Source organism: Pseudomonas sp. HLG18, assembly GCF_051903985.1.
GTDB classification, from domain to species: domain Bacteria; phylum Pseudomonadota; class Gammaproteobacteria; order Pseudomonadales; family Pseudomonadaceae; genus Aquipseudomonas; species Aquipseudomonas fluorescens_BT.
Map to the genome: position 1 here is coordinate 2535704 of NZ_CP195831.1, position 16456 is coordinate 2552159.

Below are 16456 nucleotides of genomic sequence, written 5' to 3' on the forward strand. Positions count from 1 at the left end.
AGTGTTCGCCGGAGGTTCGGCCGATGTGCGGAAGACTTTCGCAATACCGCGGCATCCACGATTTCGTTGCGGTGCTGAGCATTCCCGATGCGCTGATCAATCACGTCGGCGACGCACCGCTGGCGCATTACAACGCCGCACCCACCACGTCACTGGCGATCCTCCATCAGCACCAACAACGGCTATACGCCGACAATCTGCGGTGGGGCTGGCGCCCGCACTGGGCCAAGGATCGCGCCGCGCCGATCAACGCGCGGGTGGAAAAAGTCGCCCACGGGCCGTTCTTTCGAGCGATCTGGCGTCATCGGCTGATCGTGCCGGTCGACAACTGGTTCGAATGGGTCGACGCCCCCGACAAAAGCCGCCAGCCCTGGCTGATTCGTCGCGCCGATCATCAACCGGTTTTCTGCGCCGCCATCGGCCAGTTTCCGACACCCGGCGAACCTCCACGGGAAGACGACGGCTTCGTCATCATCACTGCCAACAGCGAAGGCGGCCTGCTCGATGTGCATGACCGGCGCCCGATCGTGCTGCGCGCCGAACGGGTGCAGGAATGGCTCGATCCCGCCACGCCCACCGAACGCGCCGAGCAGATGTTGCTGTTCGAAGCCGAACCCAGCGAAGCGTTCCAATGGCACAAAGTCGGCAAAGCGGTGGGCAACTCCCGCAATCAGGGTGCGGAATTGATTGAAGCGGTGACGTAAATAAATGCCGATGCGGTGCGTTATCAAGCGCAGGAATCCACGAATTGAATCCTGCGCGTTACACCCGGTGTTTCAAACGCGAAACATTCAACATAAACAGTCGTTTGATTGAACTAACCGCCTGTCTGACATTTCAACCGTCATACATACATTTACAAACACTACGGATAGCATGCGCGCCGCATTTCCTTTTGGCATACCAGTTGACCAAAGAGTCAGCAAAACCAGGAATACCCCACAAACTTAACAAGCCTTGCAGAGAACTAAGTTGCGCGACGATTTTGCAATCAAACAGGTCACCGGCCTGGAGTGTATTCATCTGTCCACGACAGAACGCTTTCAACTCGACTGTTTTATCGGCCACTACATCAAGACTCGAAACCTGCGTGACGTACCCGATATCGACCGCATCCTGCGCGCCACCCTCGAAAGCTATCCCTGCCACCCGCCAGTGATGGTCAACGAGCTGAATGCCTGGATCGACAAGACCTTGGGTTATCGGGCCGCACACCCCGACTTCACACAGCTGGAAGAGCTTTGATGAAACGAAAAAGCCCCGCACTCGCGGGGCTTTTTCGTTGCAGGGTTCAGGGCTTGAGAGGACGTTCCTGGTCACGATCGGACAACTCGCGGCTGTCGTCGTGTTTCCAGGTCTGCTCCTTGTGTTTCTCCCGCTCGATCTCTTCTTCGCTCGGTTCTTCATCTTCTTCGGGACGTTTCTGCTCGGTTGCCATGTTCACCTCGCTATCTGAAAGTCATCTTTCAAGCGTAGAACACCCGCAACTTATAGCCACCAGCGCAAGAGGAAGAAGAACGCCATGCTCAATAGCATGCTGAGCAACGTATTGCGTGTGTAGATCACCAGTCCGATGGCCACTAACGAACTCAGCAGATAAGGGTTGTCCCACTGCAGATTCAGCTGTTTGTCCGGCATGAACACGATCGGTCCACAAATCGCGGTCAACATGCCCGGTACGGCGAAACCCAGAAATTGTCGTGCGTTGCTGCTCAAGCGCACCGGCAATCGAGGTTCGAGAAATACGTAGCGGTTGAGGAACACCAGAATTCCCATGCCGAAAATCACTGCCCAGACCATCATGTGCGCTCCCGATACAGCTTGTTGCAGACAAACCCCGCCATCATTCCCGCCAGTCCCGACAGCACCAGCGCCGAACCCCACTGCCAGTAACTGAACAACACCGAGCAGAACAGCGACACCGCCACACACACCACTGTCGGCACATTGCGCACCACGGGTGTGATCAGTGCAATGAATGTGGCGGCAATCGAGAAGTCCAGCCCCAGGTGCTCAAGCCCCGGAATACTGCTGCCCAGAACGATGCCGGCCAGGGTGAAGAGGTTCCACGCGATGTAGAACGTCAGGCCGACGCCGAGGGCGTACCAGCGGTTGAACTGCTGACGGTCGTGCTGACTGGTCAGGGCGAACAGTTCGTCAGTGAGCAGAAAACCAAGGCCGACACGCCAGCGCCCCGGCAACGGCGAAATCACGTGGCGCATGCTCATGCCGTAAAGCAAATGCTGCGAAGTCAGCAACAGCGTGGTCAGCAGAATCGAGAAAATCCCCGCGCCGCCCTTGAGCATGCCGATCGCCACCAGTTGCGCGGCACCGGCAAACACGATGGTGGACAAGCCCTGCCCTTGCAGCGGCGTGAGGTTGGCTTCGATCGCCATGGAGCCGGCCAACAGCCCCCACGGCGCAGTTGCCAGGGATAGCGGCATGATCGCCGCGGCTCCGCGAAGAAAGGCACTGCGCGGCATTAATGAGTCAGACATAACACTCTTCAACCGTGAGACAAGACCCCGGACTCTGCCCGCAAACGCCATCGGCTGGCTTGAACAATCTTGCGCAGTTGCGAGAATTCGCCCTGCCATGAGCCGCCGACCGGCGTACCATTGCAGCCATTCACATCTGCGTCAGGGAGACGACATGCTGTATCGAATTGCCGCCGACGGGCTGGTGCTGTTTCACCTTTCGTTCATTCTGTTCGTGCTGTTCGGCGGGCTGCTGGTGCTCAAGTGGCATCGAGTGGCCTGGCTACATCTGCCGGCCGCCACCTGGGGCGTGATGGTCGAGGTACTGCACCTGACCTGCCCGTTGACCTATTGGGAAAACCTGATGCGCCACGCCGCCGGGCAAACCGAATATGCCGGCGGTTTCATCGAGCATTACGTCTGGCCGATCATCTACCCGGCGGGACTTACCCCACAGATTCAACTGGCGCTGGGCAGCGTGGTACTCGCAATCAACCTGCTCGTCTACGGGCGCCTGATCCGCCAGTGGCAACTGCGTCGCGCCGCACGCATTCCGTTTTAGCGCGCTTTCAAAGCGTCCAGCCAGGCCGGATCGAGGCGCGTCTGATCGGTGTCCAGACCGAGCGCCTGCATCCGTGTCTTGTGCGCTTCGACTTCCCGATTCAATTGCGCGTGATCGCTGGAGTTGCCGTCCAGTTCATGCATTTGCGTCAGGCCGAGGTGATAAAAACGCAGCACCTTCATCGCAGTCGGATCGCCCGCCTCAACCGCCGCCGTCACCTGATGCATGACGTTGGTGACGCTCATCAGGCTGCGCTTTAGCCGCCAGCCGTATACCGCCGGGGCCATCCAGGTCTGGTTCCAGAAACGCCCGCGCAGCAACGCCGCCGTCAGCAGGAATGCGCCGAATACCCCGCCAACATTGAACCGCAGATTATCCCCGCCCGGCTCGCCGAACAGCGCCACCGCCACGGTCGAGAATGCCATCGCCAACACCAGGAACAACACCGCGATGATCAGCGTGCTGCGCCGGGTCTGCTGGCGATAGGTAATGGCATCGATCGGTTGAATCTCGAACATCGCGACAGGCTTCCATAGCTTGAAATAAAAAGAGGCTGGCGCATTATCGCCTCTGAGGCGGATTTAGCTATGCTGGAGCTCCTTTTCATCTTTTCATCGTCCAGCGGGGGACATGGCGATACCACGCAGATCGTGCCATCTTCATTCATGGATACACTCTATTCGGATGCCATTGGCCAGCCGGCAATGACATCGTTTTAAGGATCACTGCATGACCCAACGACACGTAATCAACGCCTCGGTCAGCCCAAAAGGCAGCCTGGAAACCCTTTCCCAACGTGAAGTTCAGCAACTGAGCCAGGCCGGAACCGGCAGCACCTACACCCTCTTCCGCCAGTGCGCCCTGGCCATCCTCAACACCGGCGCCCATGTCGACAACGCAAAAACCATTCTGGAAGCCTACAAGGACTTCGAAATCCGCATCCACCAACAGGATCGCGGCGTGCGACTGGAACTGCTGAACGCCCCGGCCGACGCCTTCGTCGACGGCGAAATGATCGCCAGTACCCGGGAAATGCTGTTCAGCGCCCTGCGCGACATCGTCTACACCGAAAACGAACTCGACGCCCTGAGCATCGACCTCAGCACTTCCCAGGGCATCAGCGACTACGTCTTCCACCTGCTGCGCAACGCACGCACCCTGCGCCCGGGCGTCGAGCCGAAGATCGTCGTGTGCTGGGGCGGCCACTCGATCAACACCGAAGAATACAAATACACCAAGAAAGTCGGCCACGAACTGGGCCTGCGCAGCCTCGACATCTGCACCGGCTGCGGCCCCGGCGTGATGAAAGGCCCGATGAAAGGTGCGACCATCGCCCACGCCAAGCAGCGGATTCACGGTGGCCGTTACCTCGGTCTGACCGAGCCAGGCATCATCGCCGCCGAAGCGCCGAACCCGATCGTCAATGAGCTGGTGATCCTGCCAGACATCGAAAAACGCCTGGAAGCCTTCGTCCGCGTTGGCCACGGCATCATCATCTTCCCGGGCGGCGCCGGCACTGCCGAAGAATTCCTGTACCTGCTGGGCATCCTGATGCATCCGGACAACGCCGGCCTGCCGTTTCCGGTGATCCTGACCGGGCCGAAACACGCCGCGCCGTACCTGGAACAACTGGACGCCTTCGTCACCGCCACCCTTGGCGAGGCAGCGAAACAGCACTACGAAATCATCATTGACGACCCGGTCGAAGTGGCTCGGCAGATGACCGCGGGCCTCAAAGCCGTGAAGCAGTTCCGCCGCGAACGCGCCGACGCGTTCCACTTCAACTGGCTGCTGAAGATCGACGAAGGCTTCCAGCGCCCGTTCGATCCGACCCACGAAAACATGGCTAACCTCAAGCTGCACCGCGACCAGCCACCCCATGAACTGGCGGCCAACCTGCGCCGCGCGTTTTCCGGGATCGTCGCCGGCAACGTCAAGGACAAGGGCATCCGCCTGATCGAGGAACACGGGCCGTACCAGATCCGTGGTGACGCCGCGATCATGCAGCCCCTCGATCTGCTGCTCAAAGCCTTCGTCGCCCAGCACCGGATGAAACTGCCGGGCGGCGCGGCGTATGTGCCGTGCTATCGCGTGGTGTCCTGACCATCAAAGTACAAGCCCTGAAAACCCGTTCTTCAGGGCACCCCACAACATTGTGGAAGCGGGCTTGCCCGCGAAGGCGCCATCGAATTCAGCATCATTGTTGACTGACAGACCGCTTTCGCGAGCAAGCTCGCTTCCACAAAAAGAGTGTGAACCCACCACATCCCGATCCTGATGCTCACCGCCCGCGACGACCAGACCGACCGCGTCCTCGGCCTGGAAACGGGCGCCGAATCCTGATGGATTTGTATCGCTCTGTATAAATTCGTCGCGCAGATACGTAACCCGTGTTTTCGGGCCCCATCACCACATATCAGCGATACACCCTCGCGGTTGAATGAACCCACCAGAAAGCACTGGCTCACTCATCTCAAACGCAAGGAGAAGCACCATGTTCAAGTCCTCTAAATCCCTGGTACTCGCACTCAGCCTGCTCGGCGGCCTGGCCCTGGCCGACCTGGCATCCGCCAGCTCCCAGCCGCTGATCGCCGAATACGGCTCGGAAAACCTGCAGAAGGATCGCGTTGCCGAAGGTGGAGCGGATCGCTTGCAGGAACTGCGTGAGCGGGTGGCTGAAGGTGGCGCCGACCGTTTGCAGGAGTTGCGTGAGCGCTTGGCTGAAGGCGGCGCCGACCGCTTGCAGGAGTTGCGTGAGCGCGTCGCCGAGGGTGGTGCCGATCGCTTGCAGGAGTTGCGCGAACGTTCCGCCCGCAGCGTGCTGGTCGCCGAGAACCGTCCCGAGTTCGGTTCCAAGTACCAGCGCTACTGATCATTTGTACCGGCTGTTGTCGATTCCTGCCGGGGGCGCTCTGCCCCCCCGCAGCGATCACTACCGATAAGTCTTGTTCTCTGACACAAAAGCCCCGCGGTTTCCCCACGACAGCCACCGGTACGCAGCCTGCGCGAGGCCGATCGCCTGGGCCGGATCAACGTGCCGCGCTGATCACGCATCAACGTCTTTGATAACAACTATCTGAAAAGGTGTTTTTTCTTCTGGCGCCGGTCGCCCTAAAGTGGCAGTCACCTTCCTCCCACTTTCTGGTACAGACCCATGAAAGATTTCATTGCCCTTGGGTTTATCGTCGCTCTGATCGGTGCCACTTCCGCCGCAATCGCCAGCGCACATGGCCACGGGCCAGCTGTCGCCATGACCGGTACCGTGAATGTCGACACCGTTGGCATTGACCGTGAGGCCCGCGGCAGTGTGGAGCAGAATCTTTACGTCGCGCAAAACGATTCCGGATTCGCCTACGACTATTGAGCCACCAGCCGCGTGGCCAACGCCTTGGCCTGCGATGCAACATCGGTCACCGCCGTACTTTCCCACCACATCCCTCTCAGTGGCGGGCCCATCGCGAACAGTCGTTGTGACACCTTTCCCTGCGCATCCAGCACCGCACCGTCCTCTGCCGCCGCGATCCCCAGCGCCAACGGCCCCGGTTGCACCAGCCCACGGGCCAGCAACTGCTGCGGCAAAGGCCGATCGACCCGGCGCCAATCGTATTCGATACCACTGGAATTGATCAGCGCCGCGCCTTGCACCACGCAAGTTTCATTTTCGCCCCGACGACGGATGCGGATACCGACGCCTGCGCCCGACACCTGTTCAAGTCCTTTATAAGAAGCGGCATGAATCTGCAGGCGCCCCTCACTGTGCAGACGCTCGACCAGTTCCGCGCTCAGCGGCGGTGAGCGATGGTGATGACTTTCCCACCACGGCCGCACATGCCGCACGAACTGCCGGCGCTGCACGTCGCTCGCCTGGCTCCACAGCCGACCGATATGAGCGCGCACCGTGTCCAGCGGCGCCTGCCAGTCGATACCCTGGGCGATTGCGTCTTTGCAATGCCGGCGCAACTCACGCAATAGCTGACGTGGTGAGCGAATACCGTGGTCCTCGGCAAGGAAATCCGCCCAGGCCGGCGGCTGTCGTCGAACATGGGGCAGCAGCCCGTGCCGGGAAAACACCTCGATCGGCCCGCGATGCCCGGCCTGTTCCAGCGAGACCACGGCATCGACCATGGTCAGGCCGGAGCCGATGATCAGCACCGTGGATTGCGGATCAAGCTGACGCATGGCCGCGACATCCCACGGATCGAGCGCCGCTGCATTGAGGCCGCTGGATTCTTTTTGAGGGGTGCGGGCAGCCGGGAACATCCCGGTCGCCAACACTGCAAAAGCGCCGTGCAGTTGCTGACCGTCATTCAAGGTGAGCTGCACGGAATCGCTGGCAGCCTGAACATCGACCACTTCGGCGCGCACATGCTCGACCGTCGACCCGTGTTGCGCGCCCACCTGCTGCGCTTCGGCCAGACGCTGCTGCACGTACACACCGAACAGCCCCCGTGGCGGAAACAGTTCGCTGACCGGCACATGCTGCTGATCCGACTCCGGCCAACCGCCAGCGGCAATGTGAGCGGTCAGCCATTGGGTCAGATCATCGGCATTGTCCGGATCGACGCTCATCCGCGCCGCGTTGCCGTTGAGCGTATGGCCCAGTTCCACCGCGCTGTACGCTTCGCCCCGGCCCAGTTCGGCCCGGGGCTCGACCACCAGAATCTTTCTGCGCGCCGGCAAACGCAGCAATTGCACCGCCAACATCGTGCCGCTGAGGCCGCCGCCGACAATCAGGATGTCGGCGTGACGCAGTGCGGTCGTATCGGTTTGAGTCATGCCGTTCTCGCTGCTGAGGGTTTGCTCAAGTCAGTGTCGTGCAGACGCCGCGAAGGCGTCTAGACGGACGCGACTTTTTTCTCCTGCCGATGCAGCTCGCCCAGGTTTCGATACCCGCTGCCCGGAGAGATCTCCGGCAACCTGGGCCCCTCGCCAAACAGTTTCTCGCGCAAGGTCCCCGGCGCGTACTCGGTCTTGTAGACACCGCGCCTCTGCAACGCCGGCACCCGCATATGAGGCGACTCCGTGGTTTCCGGATGAGGATCCAGAACCCTTAGCAGGAGTCATGCCTGAATATATATTATTTATTTATCAATAGATTGAGATAACAACTTAAAGCAGTCTGCACGCAGGGTGAAGCAAACTGTTTATCCGCTGTCGGCCCTGCAACAGTCAGATCACCACATTGCGCACGAACCGCGCGGCCACGTCCCCATCGTTGCGATAGGTGTGCGGTTGGTTACTGGCGAACATGAAAAACTCCCCGGCCGCGATCTGTTGGGGTTGATCGCCGAGCATCAGCGTCAGGCAGCCTTCGAACACGAAAATCTGCTCGCTCCAGCCGTCGGCGTCCGGTTGCGAGGGATAGACCTCGCCCGGTTGCAGGCACCATTCCCACTGTTCCACCGCGCGAGTGGCGTTGGCCTTGGACAGCAAAACGGCTTTGCTGCCGGGGATGCTGCCGGCCCAGGCGAGTTCGTTGATACGACCCGGATCGCGATTGTCCGGGGCCTGGATCAGATCGCTGAAGGCCACTTCGAGGGCTTCGGCGACGCGGTCGAGGGTGGTCAGGCTGACATTCTTCTCGCCGGCCTCAATCGCCACCAGCATCCGCCGGCTGACCCCGGACTTTTCCGCCAGGGCCGTCTGACTCATGTCGGCGGCGTGGCGCAGGCGTCGGACGTTCTGGCTGACGTGTTGCAGGACCGAAGCCCGCTGAACGGAATCTCTGTGCACTATATTGCTCACTGGCTGGGGTTGGGCAGTATACTGCGCAACATTTGGCGCATTGTGCGTCCCCTCCTTAAAAGTACGCAAGGTCATGACGTCAGCTAACTCCACTCAAACTCCCCTGCGATTTTCCCGGTTCAGCAAAGCCGAGTGCGTGCTGGTGCTGATCACCATGCTCTGGGGCGGCACCTTTCTGCTGGTGCAGCACGCGATGACCGTCAGCGGCCCGATGTTTTTCGTCGGTCTGCGCTTTGCCGCTGCCGCAGGCATTGTTGCGCTGTTCTCCTGGAAGCACCTGCGTGAGCTGACCTTGTTCGAACTCAAGGCTGGCGCCTTTATCGGCGTGGCGATCCTGCTCGGTTATGGCTTGCAGACCGTTGGGTTGCAGAGTATCCCAAGCAGTCAGTCGGCGTTCATCACCGCGCTGTACGTGCCGTTCGTGCCGCTGTTGCAATGGCTGGTGCTGGGCCGGCGCCCGGGTTTGATGCCGAGCATCGGCATCATGCTGGCGTTTACCGGGCTGATGCTGCTGTCGGGGCCGTCCGGCGCTTCGTTGAATTTCAGCCCTGGTGAAATCGCCACGCTGATCAGCGCCATTGCCATAGCGGCCGAGATCATTCTGATCAGCACCTACGCGGGTCAGGTCGATGTGCGCCGCGTAACCGTGGTGCAGCTGGCGACGACTTCGGTGCTGTCGTTTTTGATGGTGGTACCGACCGGAGAGACGATTCCGGACTTCTCGTGGTTGTTGCTGAGCACCGCCCTGGGCCTGGGCGCGATGAGTGCGGCAATTCAGGTGGCGATGAACTGGGCACAAAAAAGTGTTTCGCCAACCCGCGCGACCCTGATCTACGCTGGTGAGCCGGTGTGGGCGGGGATCGTCGGGCGCATCGCCGGAGAGCGTCTGCCAGCGATTGCATTGGTGGGTGCGGGACTGATCGTGGCGGCAGTGATCGTCAGTGAACTGAAGACCAAAGGTAAAGAGACACAAACGGTCACGGAAGAATTGGAGCACGAGACCGAAGGCTGAACGGGGGTTTTACGGCTACTTTGTAGGATTCAGAGACATCCTCGCGTTTGGCGATCCGGGAGCTGGCACGTATGATGCTTCACAAACTTCCGCAGATTAGAAGCCTATGTCCCTGATAGTTCTACTGCTTCTGCCTTTTCTGGGCAGTTGTCTGGCAGCCGTGCTGCCGCACAACGCACGTAACGCCGAATCCCTGCTGGCAGGTCTGGTCGCACTGATCGGCACTGTCTCGGTCGCGATGCTGTACCCGCAGATCGCCCACGGCGGTGTGATCCGCGAAGAATTCACGTGGCTGCCCAGCCTGGGCCTGAACTTCGTCCTGCGCATGGACGGCTTCGCCTGGCTGTTCTCGATGCTGGTGCTGGGCATCGGCACCCTCGTTTCCTTATATGCCCGTTATTACATGTCGCCGGACGATCCGGTGCCGCGTTTCTTTGCGTTCTTTCTGGCGTTCATGGGCGCCATGCTCGGGCTGGTGATCTCCGGCAACCTGATCCAGATCGTGTTCTTCTGGGAGCTGACCAGCCTTTTCTCGTTCCTGTTGATCGGCTACTGGCACCACCGCCACGACGCGCGCCGCGGCGCCTACATGGCGTTGATGGTTACCGGTGCCGGGGGATTGTGTCTGCTGGCGGGGGTCATGATCCTCGGCCATGTGGTCGGCAGCTATGACCTCGACAAGGTCCTGGCCGCCGGCGATCTGATTCGCGCACATGCCCTCTACCCCATCCTGCTTCCCCTCATCCTCATCGGCGCCCTCAGCAAAAGCGCCCAGTTCCCCTTCCACTTCTGGCTGCCCCACGCAATGGCGGCGCCCACACCGGTTTCGGCCTATCTGCACTCGGCGACCATGGTCAAGGCCGGGGTTTTCCTGCTGGCCCGGCTGTGGCCGTCGCTGTCCGGCAGCGAAGAATGGTTCTACATCGTCAGTGGCGCCGGCGCCGCCACGCTGTTGCTTGGCGCGTATTGCGCGATGTTCCAGAACGACCTCAAGGGACTGCTGGCCTACTCGACCATCAGCCACCTCGGCCTGATCACGCTGCTGCTGGGTTTGAACAGTCCACTGGCCGCCGTCGCCGCGGTGTTCCACATTCTCAACCACGCGACTTTCAAGGCTTCGCTGTTCATGGCCGCCGGGATCATCGACCACGAAAGCGGCACTCGCGACATCCGCAAGCTCAACGGTCTGTTCAAACTGATTCCGTTCACCGCCACCCTGGCGATGGTCGCCAGTGCGTCCATGGCCGGCGTGCCGCTGCTCAACGGCTTCCTGTCGAAAGAAATGTTCTTCGCCGAAACCGTGTTCATCAATGCCACCGCCTGGGTTGAAGCGACCTTGCCAATCGTGGCGACCATCGCCGGTACGTTCAGCGTGGCCTACTCGCTGCGCTTTACCGTCGACGTGTTCTTCGGCCCCACCGCCACCGATCTCCCCCACACCCCGCACGAACCGCCGCGCTGGATGCGTGCTCCGGTGGAACTGCTGGTGTTCACCTGTCTGCTGGTAGGGATCTTCCCGGCCCAGATAGTCGGCCCGTTGCTGGCTGCCGCTGCACTGCCGGTAGTCGGCGGCGTGCTCCCGGAATACAGCCTGGCGATCTGGCACGGCCTCAATGCACCAATGATCATGAGCCTGATCGCCATGTCCGGCGGCATCGTGCTGTATCTGTTGCTACGCAACCAGCTCAAGCGCGGCCGCTTCAAGTATCCGCCGCTGGCGGGTCGCCTCAACGGCAAGCGAATGTTCGAACGCAGTCTGGTGGCGATGATGCGCCTGGCTCGACGCCTGGAGCGGCGAATCGGCACCAAACGCCTGCAAACCCAGTTGTTCCTGATGGTATTGGCGGCGGTGCTCGCCGGGCTGATCCCGATGCTGCACAGCAGCCTGAGCTGGGGCGACCGGCCGAAAATCCCCGGCTCCATCGTGTTCGTGACCCTGTGGCTGCTGGCAATCGCCTGCGCCCTCGGCGCCGCGTGGCAGGCCAAGTATCACCGTCTCGCCGCCCTGACCATGGTCAGCGTCTGCGGTCTGATGACTTGCGTGACCTTTGTCTGGTTCTCGGCACCGGATCTGGCCCTGACGCAATTGGTAGTCGAAGTGGTCACCACGGTGCTGATCCTGCTCGGCCTGCGCTGGCTGCCACGGCGGATCGAAGAGGTTTCGCCGTTGCCGAGCAGCCTGCGCAAGGCCCGGGTCCGGCGCCTGCGCGACTTGCTGCTGTCGATCGCCGTCGGTGGGGGTATGGCTTTGCTGTCCTACGCGATGCTGACCCGGCAGACTCCGAACGACATTTCCTCGTTCTACCTGAGCCGTGCCTTGCCTGAAGGCGGCGGCAGCAACGTAGTCAACGTGATGCTGGTGGATTTCCGCGGTTTCGACACCCTCGGTGAAATCACCGTGCTGGTGGCCGTGGCGCTGACCGTATTCGCCCTGCTGCGCCGCTTCCGCCCACCGAAAGAGAGCCTGCAACTGCCCGCCCAGCAACGCCTGCTGGCACCGGACGTGGTCACCGACCTGGTCAACCCGCGTTCGGCCAGCGACACCGCGCTCGGGTTCATGATGGTGCCGGCGGTGCTGGTGCGCCTGCTGCTGCCGATTGCGCTGGTGGTGTCTTTCTATCTGTTCATGCGGGGACACAACCAGCCGGGGGGCGGTTTCGTTGCCGGTCTGGTGATGTCGGTGGCGTTCATCCTGCAATACATGGTCGCCGGCACCCAATGGGTCGAGGCTCAAATGAGTCTGCGGCCGCTGCGCTGGATGGGCACCGGACTGCTGTTCGCCACGGTCACCGGACTCGGCGCGATGCTGGCGGGTTATCCGTTTCTCACCACGCATACCTGGCACTTCAGTCTGCCGGTGCTGGGTGACATCCATGTCGCCAGCGCATTGTTCTTCGACATCGGCGTGTATGCAGTGGTGGTCGGTTCGACGCTGTTGATCCTCACTGCCCTCGCCCACCAGTCGGTCCGGGGCCACAAAACCGCTGCCATCAAAGGAGCCGTCTGATGGAAGAAGTCATCGCAATCGCCATCGGAGTGCTCGCTGCCTCCGGCGTCTGGCTGATCCTGCGTCCGCGGACGTTCCAGGTGGTCATGGGCCTGTGCCTGCTGTCCTACGGCGTCAATCTGTTCATCTTCAGCATGGGCAGCCTGTTCATCGGCAAAGAACCGATCATCAAGGACGGCGTACCGCAGGACCTGCTCAATTACACCGATCCGCTGCCCCAGGCACTGGTACTGACGGCCATCGTCATCAGTTTCGCCATGACCGCGCTGTTTCTGGTGGTGCTGCTCGCGTCGCGGGGCCTGACCGGCACCGACCACGTTGACGGCCGGGAGCCCAAGGAATGACGGCGATGACACACCTGATCGCCGCACCGATTCTGCTGCCGCTGCTGACGGCTGCCATCATGCTGATGCTCGGTGAAAAGCACCGTCCGCTGAAGGCGAAAATCAACCTGTTCTCCAGCCTGCTTGGCCTGGGCATCTCGGTGATGTTGCTGCAATGGACCCAGACCACCGGCGTGCCCGGTTCCATCGGCGTGTACCTGCCGGGCAACTGGCAGGTGCCGTTCGGCATCGTGCTGGTGGTCGATCGGCTGTCGGCGCTGATGCTGGTGCTGACCGGCATCATCGGTGTCAGCGCTTTGCTGTTCGCCATGGCCCGCTGGGACGGCGCAGGTTCGAGCTTTCACGCGCTGTTCCAGATTCAGTTGATGGGCCTGTACGGCGCGTTCCTGACAGCGGACCTGTTCAACCTGTTCGTGTTCTTCGAAGTGCTGCTCGCCGCGTCCTATGGCTTGCTGCTTCATGGCTCGGGACGGGCGCGGGTATCGTCGGGGCTGCATTACATTTCGATCAACCTGCTGGCCTCGTCGCTGTTCCTGATTGGCGCAGCACTGATCTATGGCGTCACCGGCACGTTGAACATGGCTGACCTGGCCATGAAGATTCCGCTGGTACCGGAAGCCGACCGTGGCTTGCTGCATGCTGGCGCGGCCATTCTGGCAGTAGCGTTCCTGGCCAAGGCCGGAATGTGGCCACTGAACTTCTGGCTCGTGCCGGCCTATTCCTCGGCCAGCGCACCGGTAGCGGCGATGTTCGCGATCATGACCAAGGTCGGCGTCTACACCCTGCTGCGCCTGTGGACGCTGCTGTTCTCCGGGCAGGCAGGCGCCTCGGCCTACTTCGGCGGCGACTGGCTGATCTACGGCGGCATGGCGACCATGCTCTGCGCCGGCGTGGCGATCATCGCCGCACAACGCCTGGAGCGCATGGCCAGCCTGAGCATTCTGGTGTCGGCGGGGATTCTGCTGTCGGCCGCAGGTTTCGCCCAGCCGAACCTGATCGGCGCGGCGCTGTTCTATCTGGTCAGCTCGACCCTGGCCCTGAGCGCACTGTTCCTGCTGGCGGAACTGATCGAACGTTCGCGCACCGCCATCGAAGTACCGCTGGAAGACGAGAACGAACTGCTGCCGCGTCCGCAAGAATGGCAGCGGCCAGTCAAAGGCATCAACCTGGATGATGACCAGAAAGCCGTGGTCGGCCAGGTGATTCCGTGGACCATGGCCTTCCTGGGCCTGAGCTTCATCGCCTGTGCGCTGCTGATTATCGGCATGCCGCCGCTATCAGGGTTCATCGGTAAATTGAGCCTGATCGGCGCCCTGCTCAATCCGTTGGGTCTGGGTTCCGACGAACCGATCTCGATGGCCGCCTGGGGTTTGCTGGCTCTGCTGATCCTCACCGGTCTCGGTTCGCTGATGGCCTTCTCGCGCCTGGGCATCCAGCGTTTCTGGTCACCGGAAGAGCGCCCGTCGCCGGTGCTGCGCAAACTCGAATGCGTGCCGATTTTCCTGCTGCTGGGCCTGAGCATCGCCCTGACTTTCAAGGCCGAGCCGCTGCTGCGCTACACCCAGGCCGCCGCAGATGCCCTGAACAATCCGCAGCAATATGTGATGGCGGTGCTCGGCACCCGCGCCGTGCCGAGCCCGGAAGCCAAGGCTGCGCTGCTGGAGGTGCAACCATGAAGCGTCTGTTTCCTGCTCCGTGGCTGTCGCTCGCGCTGTGGTTGCTGTGGCTGGTGCTGAACCTGTCGGCCAGCCCGGGCAACCTGCTGCTGGGTGCCGTACTCGGTTTCTGTGCCCCGCTGATGATGCGCAAACTGCGCCCGCAACAGATCCATATCCGCCGCCCGGGCACCATCCTGCGATTGTTTCTGCTGGTCGGGCGTGACGTGATCGTCTCCAACCTTCAAGTGGCGTGGGGCGTCCTCAACGCCGGTCGCCGTCCGCCCCGCTCCAGCTTCATCAAGGTGCCGCTGGACCTGCGCGATGCCCATGGCCTGGCGGCGTTGTCGATGATCTGCACGGTCGTGCCCGGCACGGTATGGTCGGAACTGGCGCTGGATCGCAGCATTCTGTTGCTGCACGTCTGGGACCTGGATGACGAAGCGCAATTCATCCAGCACTTCAAGGTCACTTACGAGCAGCCGTTGATGGAGATTTTCGAATGAGCCCGCTGCTGTCGAACGCGATTCTGCTGACGCTGTTCCTGTTTTCCCTGGCGATGGTGCTCACGCTGATTCGCCTGTTCAAAGGGCCATCGGCACAGGATCGGGTACTCGCACTGGACTACCTGTACATCGTCGCCATGCTGATGATGCTGACTCTGGGGATTCGCTACTCCAGCGACACCTATTTCGAGGCGGCGCTGCTGATCGCGCTGTTCGGATTCGTCGGCTCGTTTGCCCTGGCCAAATTCCTGCTGCGTGGCGAGGTGATCGAATGAACGCTGAATTGTCTCTGTGGGTGGAAATCCCGGTGGCGATCCTGCTGGTGCTCGGTGGTGTGTTTGCCCTGATCGGCGCGACCGGCCTGTTGCGGATGAAGGACTACTTCCAGCGCATGCACCCTCCGGCGCTGGCCTCGACCCTCGGCGCGTGGTGCGTGGCGCTGGCATCGATCATCTGCTTTTCCGCGCTCAAGTCCGGACCCGTGCTGCACGCGTGGCTGATCCCGATTCTTCTGTCGATCACCGTGCCGGTGACCACCTTGCTATTGGCGCGAGCGGCGTTGTTCCGCAAGCGCATGGCCGGGGATGATGTGCCGGCCGAGGTCAGCAGCCGGCGTACTGAAACCGGCAGCTAGATCCAGGCGACAGCCAACAGCCCGGCTCCCAATATCAGACACAACGGCGAGTAAACCCAAGTGTCGAGCCGGGCAAACCGCGACCCCTTCACTTCCTTGAAAAAACCCACCAGCTCCGAATCGCCAATCGCCCGCGCAAACATCAGCAGCGCAATCGCGCTGATCACCCATTGCAGCGCCCAGTGATGCACGGCGGGCAGCCACCATCCCACCCGCATGCACACCAGTGCAGCAATCAGTAGCAGGGCTGCCGCCACCACCAGCGTGATCCAGCCTGAAGGCTTGAAAGCCGGCCTGAGCGTCAGCCCGCCATCATCCACCGGAACCTGTGGCACCACCGCCACGGCCGCCCACTGCCCACCCATCGCCCAATACACATGCATCAGGCTGATCACCGCAAATATCGTCACCAGCCATTGAGCCAACACAAAGGTCATGGTCGAGAATCCTTTAAAGGGATTTGAACAAAACATCCTAGTCGGCATTTTTCCATGTGCACGACCGATCGGCGGTG

20 protein-coding genes and 1 pseudogene are annotated in these 16456 nt (G+C 61.3%); 13 read left to right on the forward strand and 8 right to left on the reverse strand.

Annotation, left to right across the window (positions count from 1 at the left end; all coding sequences use genetic code 11):
* Positions 1-23 precede the first annotated feature (23 nt).
* Both ACSPX5_RS11535 and ACSPX5_RS11540 read left to right on the forward strand, forming a co-directional pair.
* A complete protein-coding gene (locus tag ACSPX5_RS11535; RefSeq protein ID WP_169430741.1) occupies positions 24-704 on the forward strand; it encodes an SOS response-associated peptidase in 681 nt (226 codons plus the stop codon).
* Between the two features lie 268 nt (positions 705-972).
* Positions 973-1245, forward strand: a complete 273-nt coding sequence (locus ACSPX5_RS11540; protein WP_439821742.1) for a hypothetical protein — start codon at positions 973-975, stop codon at positions 1243-1245.
* Positions 1246-1291: 46 nt separating this feature from the next.
* Here ACSPX5_RS11540 and ACSPX5_RS11545 read toward each other — a convergent pair whose 3' ends face one another.
* From ACSPX5_RS11545 to ACSPX5_RS11555, 3 genes are read right to left on the reverse strand one after another with little or no spacing between them, the layout of a single operon-like run.
* Positions 1292-1438, reverse strand: coding sequence for a hypothetical protein (locus ACSPX5_RS11545; RefSeq protein ID WP_169430743.1), 147 nt, complete (start codon positions 1436-1438; stop codon positions 1292-1294).
* A gap of 50 nt (positions 1439-1488) precedes the next feature.
* Positions 1489-1800, reverse strand: a complete 312-nt coding sequence (locus ACSPX5_RS11550; protein ID WP_164872179.1) for an AzlD domain-containing protein — start codon at positions 1798-1800, stop codon at positions 1489-1491.
* Positions 1800-2498, reverse strand: a complete 699-nt coding sequence (locus tag ACSPX5_RS11555) for an AzlC family ABC transporter permease (RefSeq protein ID WP_169430744.1) — start codon at positions 2496-2498, stop codon at positions 1800-1802. Before ACSPX5_RS11555 ends, ACSPX5_RS11550 begins: the two co-directional genes overlap by 1 nt.
* A gap of 154 nt (positions 2499-2652) precedes the next feature.
* Between ACSPX5_RS11555 and ACSPX5_RS11560 the strand changes: the two genes are divergently transcribed.
* Positions 2653-3039 carry a DUF2784 domain-containing protein gene (locus ACSPX5_RS11560; protein WP_169430745.1) on the forward strand — a complete coding sequence of 129 codons (387 nt, stop codon included), beginning with the start codon at positions 2653-2655 and terminating at the stop codon, positions 3037-3039.
* Here the strand turns inward: ACSPX5_RS11560 and ACSPX5_RS11565 are convergent.
* Entirely contained in the window at positions 3036-3557 is a 522-nt protein-coding gene (locus ACSPX5_RS11565) for a DUF3087 domain-containing protein (protein ID WP_169430746.1), read from the reverse strand. The two genes, ACSPX5_RS11560 and ACSPX5_RS11565, sit on opposite strands and share 4 nt — an antisense overlap.
* Positions 3558-3768: 211 nt before the next feature.
* Between ACSPX5_RS11565 and ppnN the strand changes: the two genes are divergently transcribed.
* The 3 genes from ppnN (at position 3769) to ACSPX5_RS11580 (ending at position 6403) form a co-directional block, all read left to right on the forward strand.
* A complete protein-coding gene (ppnN, locus tag ACSPX5_RS11570) occupies positions 3769-5142 on the forward strand; it encodes a nucleotide 5'-monophosphate nucleosidase PpnN (RefSeq protein WP_169430747.1) in 1374 nt (457 codons plus the stop codon).
* 391 nt (positions 5143-5533) lie between these two features.
* A complete protein-coding gene (locus ACSPX5_RS11575) occupies positions 5534-5911 on the forward strand; it encodes a hypothetical protein (RefSeq protein ID WP_439821743.1) in 378 nt (125 codons plus the stop codon).
* A 282-nt stretch (positions 5912-6193) separates the two neighbouring features.
* On the forward strand, positions 6194-6403 hold the full coding sequence (locus ACSPX5_RS11580; RefSeq protein ID WP_134826386.1) for a hypothetical protein: 210 nt from the start codon (positions 6194-6196) through the stop codon (positions 6401-6403).
* Here ACSPX5_RS11580 and ACSPX5_RS11585 read toward each other — a convergent pair.
* The 3 genes and pseudogenes from ACSPX5_RS11585 to ACSPX5_RS11595 all read right to left on the reverse strand — a co-directional run bounded on the left by ACSPX5_RS11585 (position 6397) and on the right by ACSPX5_RS11595 (position 8772).
* The gene (locus ACSPX5_RS11585) at positions 6397-7815 is read right to left on the reverse strand and encodes an FAD/NAD(P)-binding protein (protein WP_439821744.1); all 1419 of its coding nucleotides are present in this window, start codon (positions 7813-7815) and stop codon (positions 6397-6399) included. The two genes, ACSPX5_RS11580 and ACSPX5_RS11585, sit on opposite strands and share 7 nt — an antisense overlap.
* A gap of 59 nt (positions 7816-7874) precedes the next feature.
* A pseudogene (locus ACSPX5_RS11590) lies at positions 7875-8042 on the reverse strand (5,10-methylene tetrahydromethanopterin reductase); the annotation flags it as partial.
* Between the two features lie 166 nt (positions 8043-8208).
* A complete protein-coding gene (locus ACSPX5_RS11595; RefSeq protein WP_169430750.1) occupies positions 8209-8772 on the reverse strand; it encodes a helix-turn-helix domain-containing protein in 564 nt (187 codons plus the stop codon).
* 85 nt (positions 8773-8857) lie between these two features.
* Here ACSPX5_RS11595 and ACSPX5_RS11600 point away from each other — a divergent pair, with 85 nt between their 5' ends.
* From ACSPX5_RS11600 to ACSPX5_RS11630, 7 genes are all read left to right on the forward strand, one after another.
* Positions 8858-9796, forward strand: a complete 939-nt coding sequence (locus tag ACSPX5_RS11600; RefSeq protein WP_439821745.1) for a DMT family transporter — start codon at positions 8858-8860, stop codon at positions 9794-9796.
* 106 nt (positions 9797-9902) lie between these two features.
* Complete coding sequence (locus ACSPX5_RS11605) at positions 9903-12803, forward strand: monovalent cation/H+ antiporter subunit A (RefSeq protein ID WP_439821746.1); 2901 nt, start codon at positions 9903-9905, stop codon at positions 12801-12803.
* Positions 12803-13147, forward strand: coding sequence for a Na+/H+ antiporter subunit C (locus tag ACSPX5_RS11610; protein ID WP_003192163.1), 345 nt, complete (start codon positions 12803-12805; stop codon positions 13145-13147). Before ACSPX5_RS11605 ends, ACSPX5_RS11610 begins: the two co-directional genes overlap by 1 nt.
* Positions 13144-14823, forward strand: a complete 1680-nt coding sequence (locus tag ACSPX5_RS11615) for a monovalent cation/H+ antiporter subunit D (protein WP_169430753.1) — start codon at positions 13144-13146, stop codon at positions 14821-14823. Before ACSPX5_RS11610 ends, ACSPX5_RS11615 begins: the two co-directional genes overlap by 4 nt.
* The gene (locus ACSPX5_RS11620; protein WP_207866509.1) at positions 14820-15308 is read left to right on the forward strand and encodes a Na+/H+ antiporter subunit E; all 489 of its coding nucleotides are present in this window, start codon (positions 14820-14822) and stop codon (positions 15306-15308) included. Before ACSPX5_RS11615 ends, ACSPX5_RS11620 begins: the two co-directional genes overlap by 4 nt.
* A complete protein-coding gene (locus tag ACSPX5_RS11625) occupies positions 15305-15583 on the forward strand; it encodes a K+/H+ antiporter subunit F (RefSeq protein WP_003225959.1) in 279 nt (92 codons plus the stop codon). The genes ACSPX5_RS11620 and ACSPX5_RS11625 overlap by 4 nt, the downstream gene beginning before the upstream one ends.
* Positions 15580-15942: a Na+/H+ antiporter subunit G gene (locus tag ACSPX5_RS11630; protein WP_169430755.1), complete on the forward strand. Its 363-nt coding sequence runs from the start codon at positions 15580-15582 to the stop codon at positions 15940-15942. The genes ACSPX5_RS11625 and ACSPX5_RS11630 overlap by 4 nt, the downstream gene beginning before the upstream one ends.
* Here the strand turns inward: ACSPX5_RS11630 and ACSPX5_RS11635 are convergent.
* Complete coding sequence (locus ACSPX5_RS11635; protein ID WP_439821747.1) at positions 15939-16379, reverse strand: DUF3995 domain-containing protein; 441 nt, start codon at positions 16377-16379, stop codon at positions 15939-15941. The genes ACSPX5_RS11630 and ACSPX5_RS11635 overlap by 4 nt on opposite strands.
* Positions 16380-16456: the final 77 nt, after the last annotated feature.

Excerpts from the sequence above, each read along its gene's own strand:
- ACSPX5_RS11560 (WP_169430745.1), top strand. The coding sequence starts at position 2,653 with ATGCTGTATCGAATTGCCGCCGACGGGCTGGTGCTGTTTCACCTTTCG.
- ACSPX5_RS11575 (WP_439821743.1), top strand. The coding sequence starts at position 5,534 with ATGTTCAAGTCCTCTAAATCCCTGGTACTCGCACTCAGCCTGCTCGGC.
- ACSPX5_RS11580 (WP_134826386.1), top strand. The coding sequence starts at position 6,194 with ATGAAAGATTTCATTGCCCTTGGGTTTATCGTCGCTCTGATCGGTGCC.
- ppnN (WP_169430747.1), top strand. The coding sequence starts at position 3,769 with ATGACCCAACGACACGTAATCAACGCCTCGGTCAGCCCAAAAGGCAGC.
- ACSPX5_RS11565 (WP_169430746.1), bottom strand. The coding sequence starts at position 3,557 with ATGTTCGAGATTCAACCGATCGATGCCATTACCTATCGCCAGCAGACC.
- ACSPX5_RS11630 (WP_169430755.1), top strand. The coding sequence starts at position 15,580 with ATGAACGCTGAATTGTCTCTGTGGGTGGAAATCCCGGTGGCGATCCTG.
- ACSPX5_RS11585 (WP_439821744.1), bottom strand. The coding sequence starts at position 7,815 with ATGACTCAAACCGATACGACCGCACTGCGTCACGCCGACATCCTGATT.
- ACSPX5_RS11615 (WP_169430753.1), top strand. The coding sequence starts at position 13,144 with ATGACGGCGATGACACACCTGATCGCCGCACCGATTCTGCTGCCGCTG.
- ACSPX5_RS11600 (WP_439821745.1), top strand. The coding sequence starts at position 8,858 with ATGACGTCAGCTAACTCCACTCAAACTCCCCTGCGATTTTCCCGGTTC.
- ACSPX5_RS11545 (WP_169430743.1), bottom strand. The coding sequence starts at position 1,438 with ATGGCAACCGAGCAGAAACGTCCCGAAGAAGATGAAGAACCGAGCGAA.
- ACSPX5_RS11620 (WP_207866509.1), top strand. The coding sequence starts at position 14,820 with ATGAAGCGTCTGTTTCCTGCTCCGTGGCTGTCGCTCGCGCTGTGGTTG.
- ACSPX5_RS11555 (WP_169430744.1), bottom strand. The coding sequence starts at position 2,498 with ATGTCTGACTCATTAATGCCGCGCAGTGCCTTTCTTCGCGGAGCCGCG.
- ACSPX5_RS11610 (WP_003192163.1), top strand. The coding sequence starts at position 12,803 with ATGGAAGAAGTCATCGCAATCGCCATCGGAGTGCTCGCTGCCTCCGGC.
- ACSPX5_RS11550 (WP_164872179.1), bottom strand. The coding sequence starts at position 1,800 with ATGGTCTGGGCAGTGATTTTCGGCATGGGAATTCTGGTGTTCCTCAAC.
- ACSPX5_RS11605 (WP_439821746.1), top strand. The coding sequence starts at position 9,903 with ATGTCCCTGATAGTTCTACTGCTTCTGCCTTTTCTGGGCAGTTGTCTG.
- ACSPX5_RS11625 (WP_003225959.1), top strand. The coding sequence starts at position 15,305 with ATGAGCCCGCTGCTGTCGAACGCGATTCTGCTGACGCTGTTCCTGTTT.
- ACSPX5_RS11535 (WP_169430741.1), top strand. The coding sequence starts at position 24 with ATGTGCGGAAGACTTTCGCAATACCGCGGCATCCACGATTTCGTTGCG.
- ACSPX5_RS11635 (WP_439821747.1), bottom strand. The coding sequence starts at position 16,379 with ATGACCTTTGTGTTGGCTCAATGGCTGGTGACGATATTTGCGGTGATC.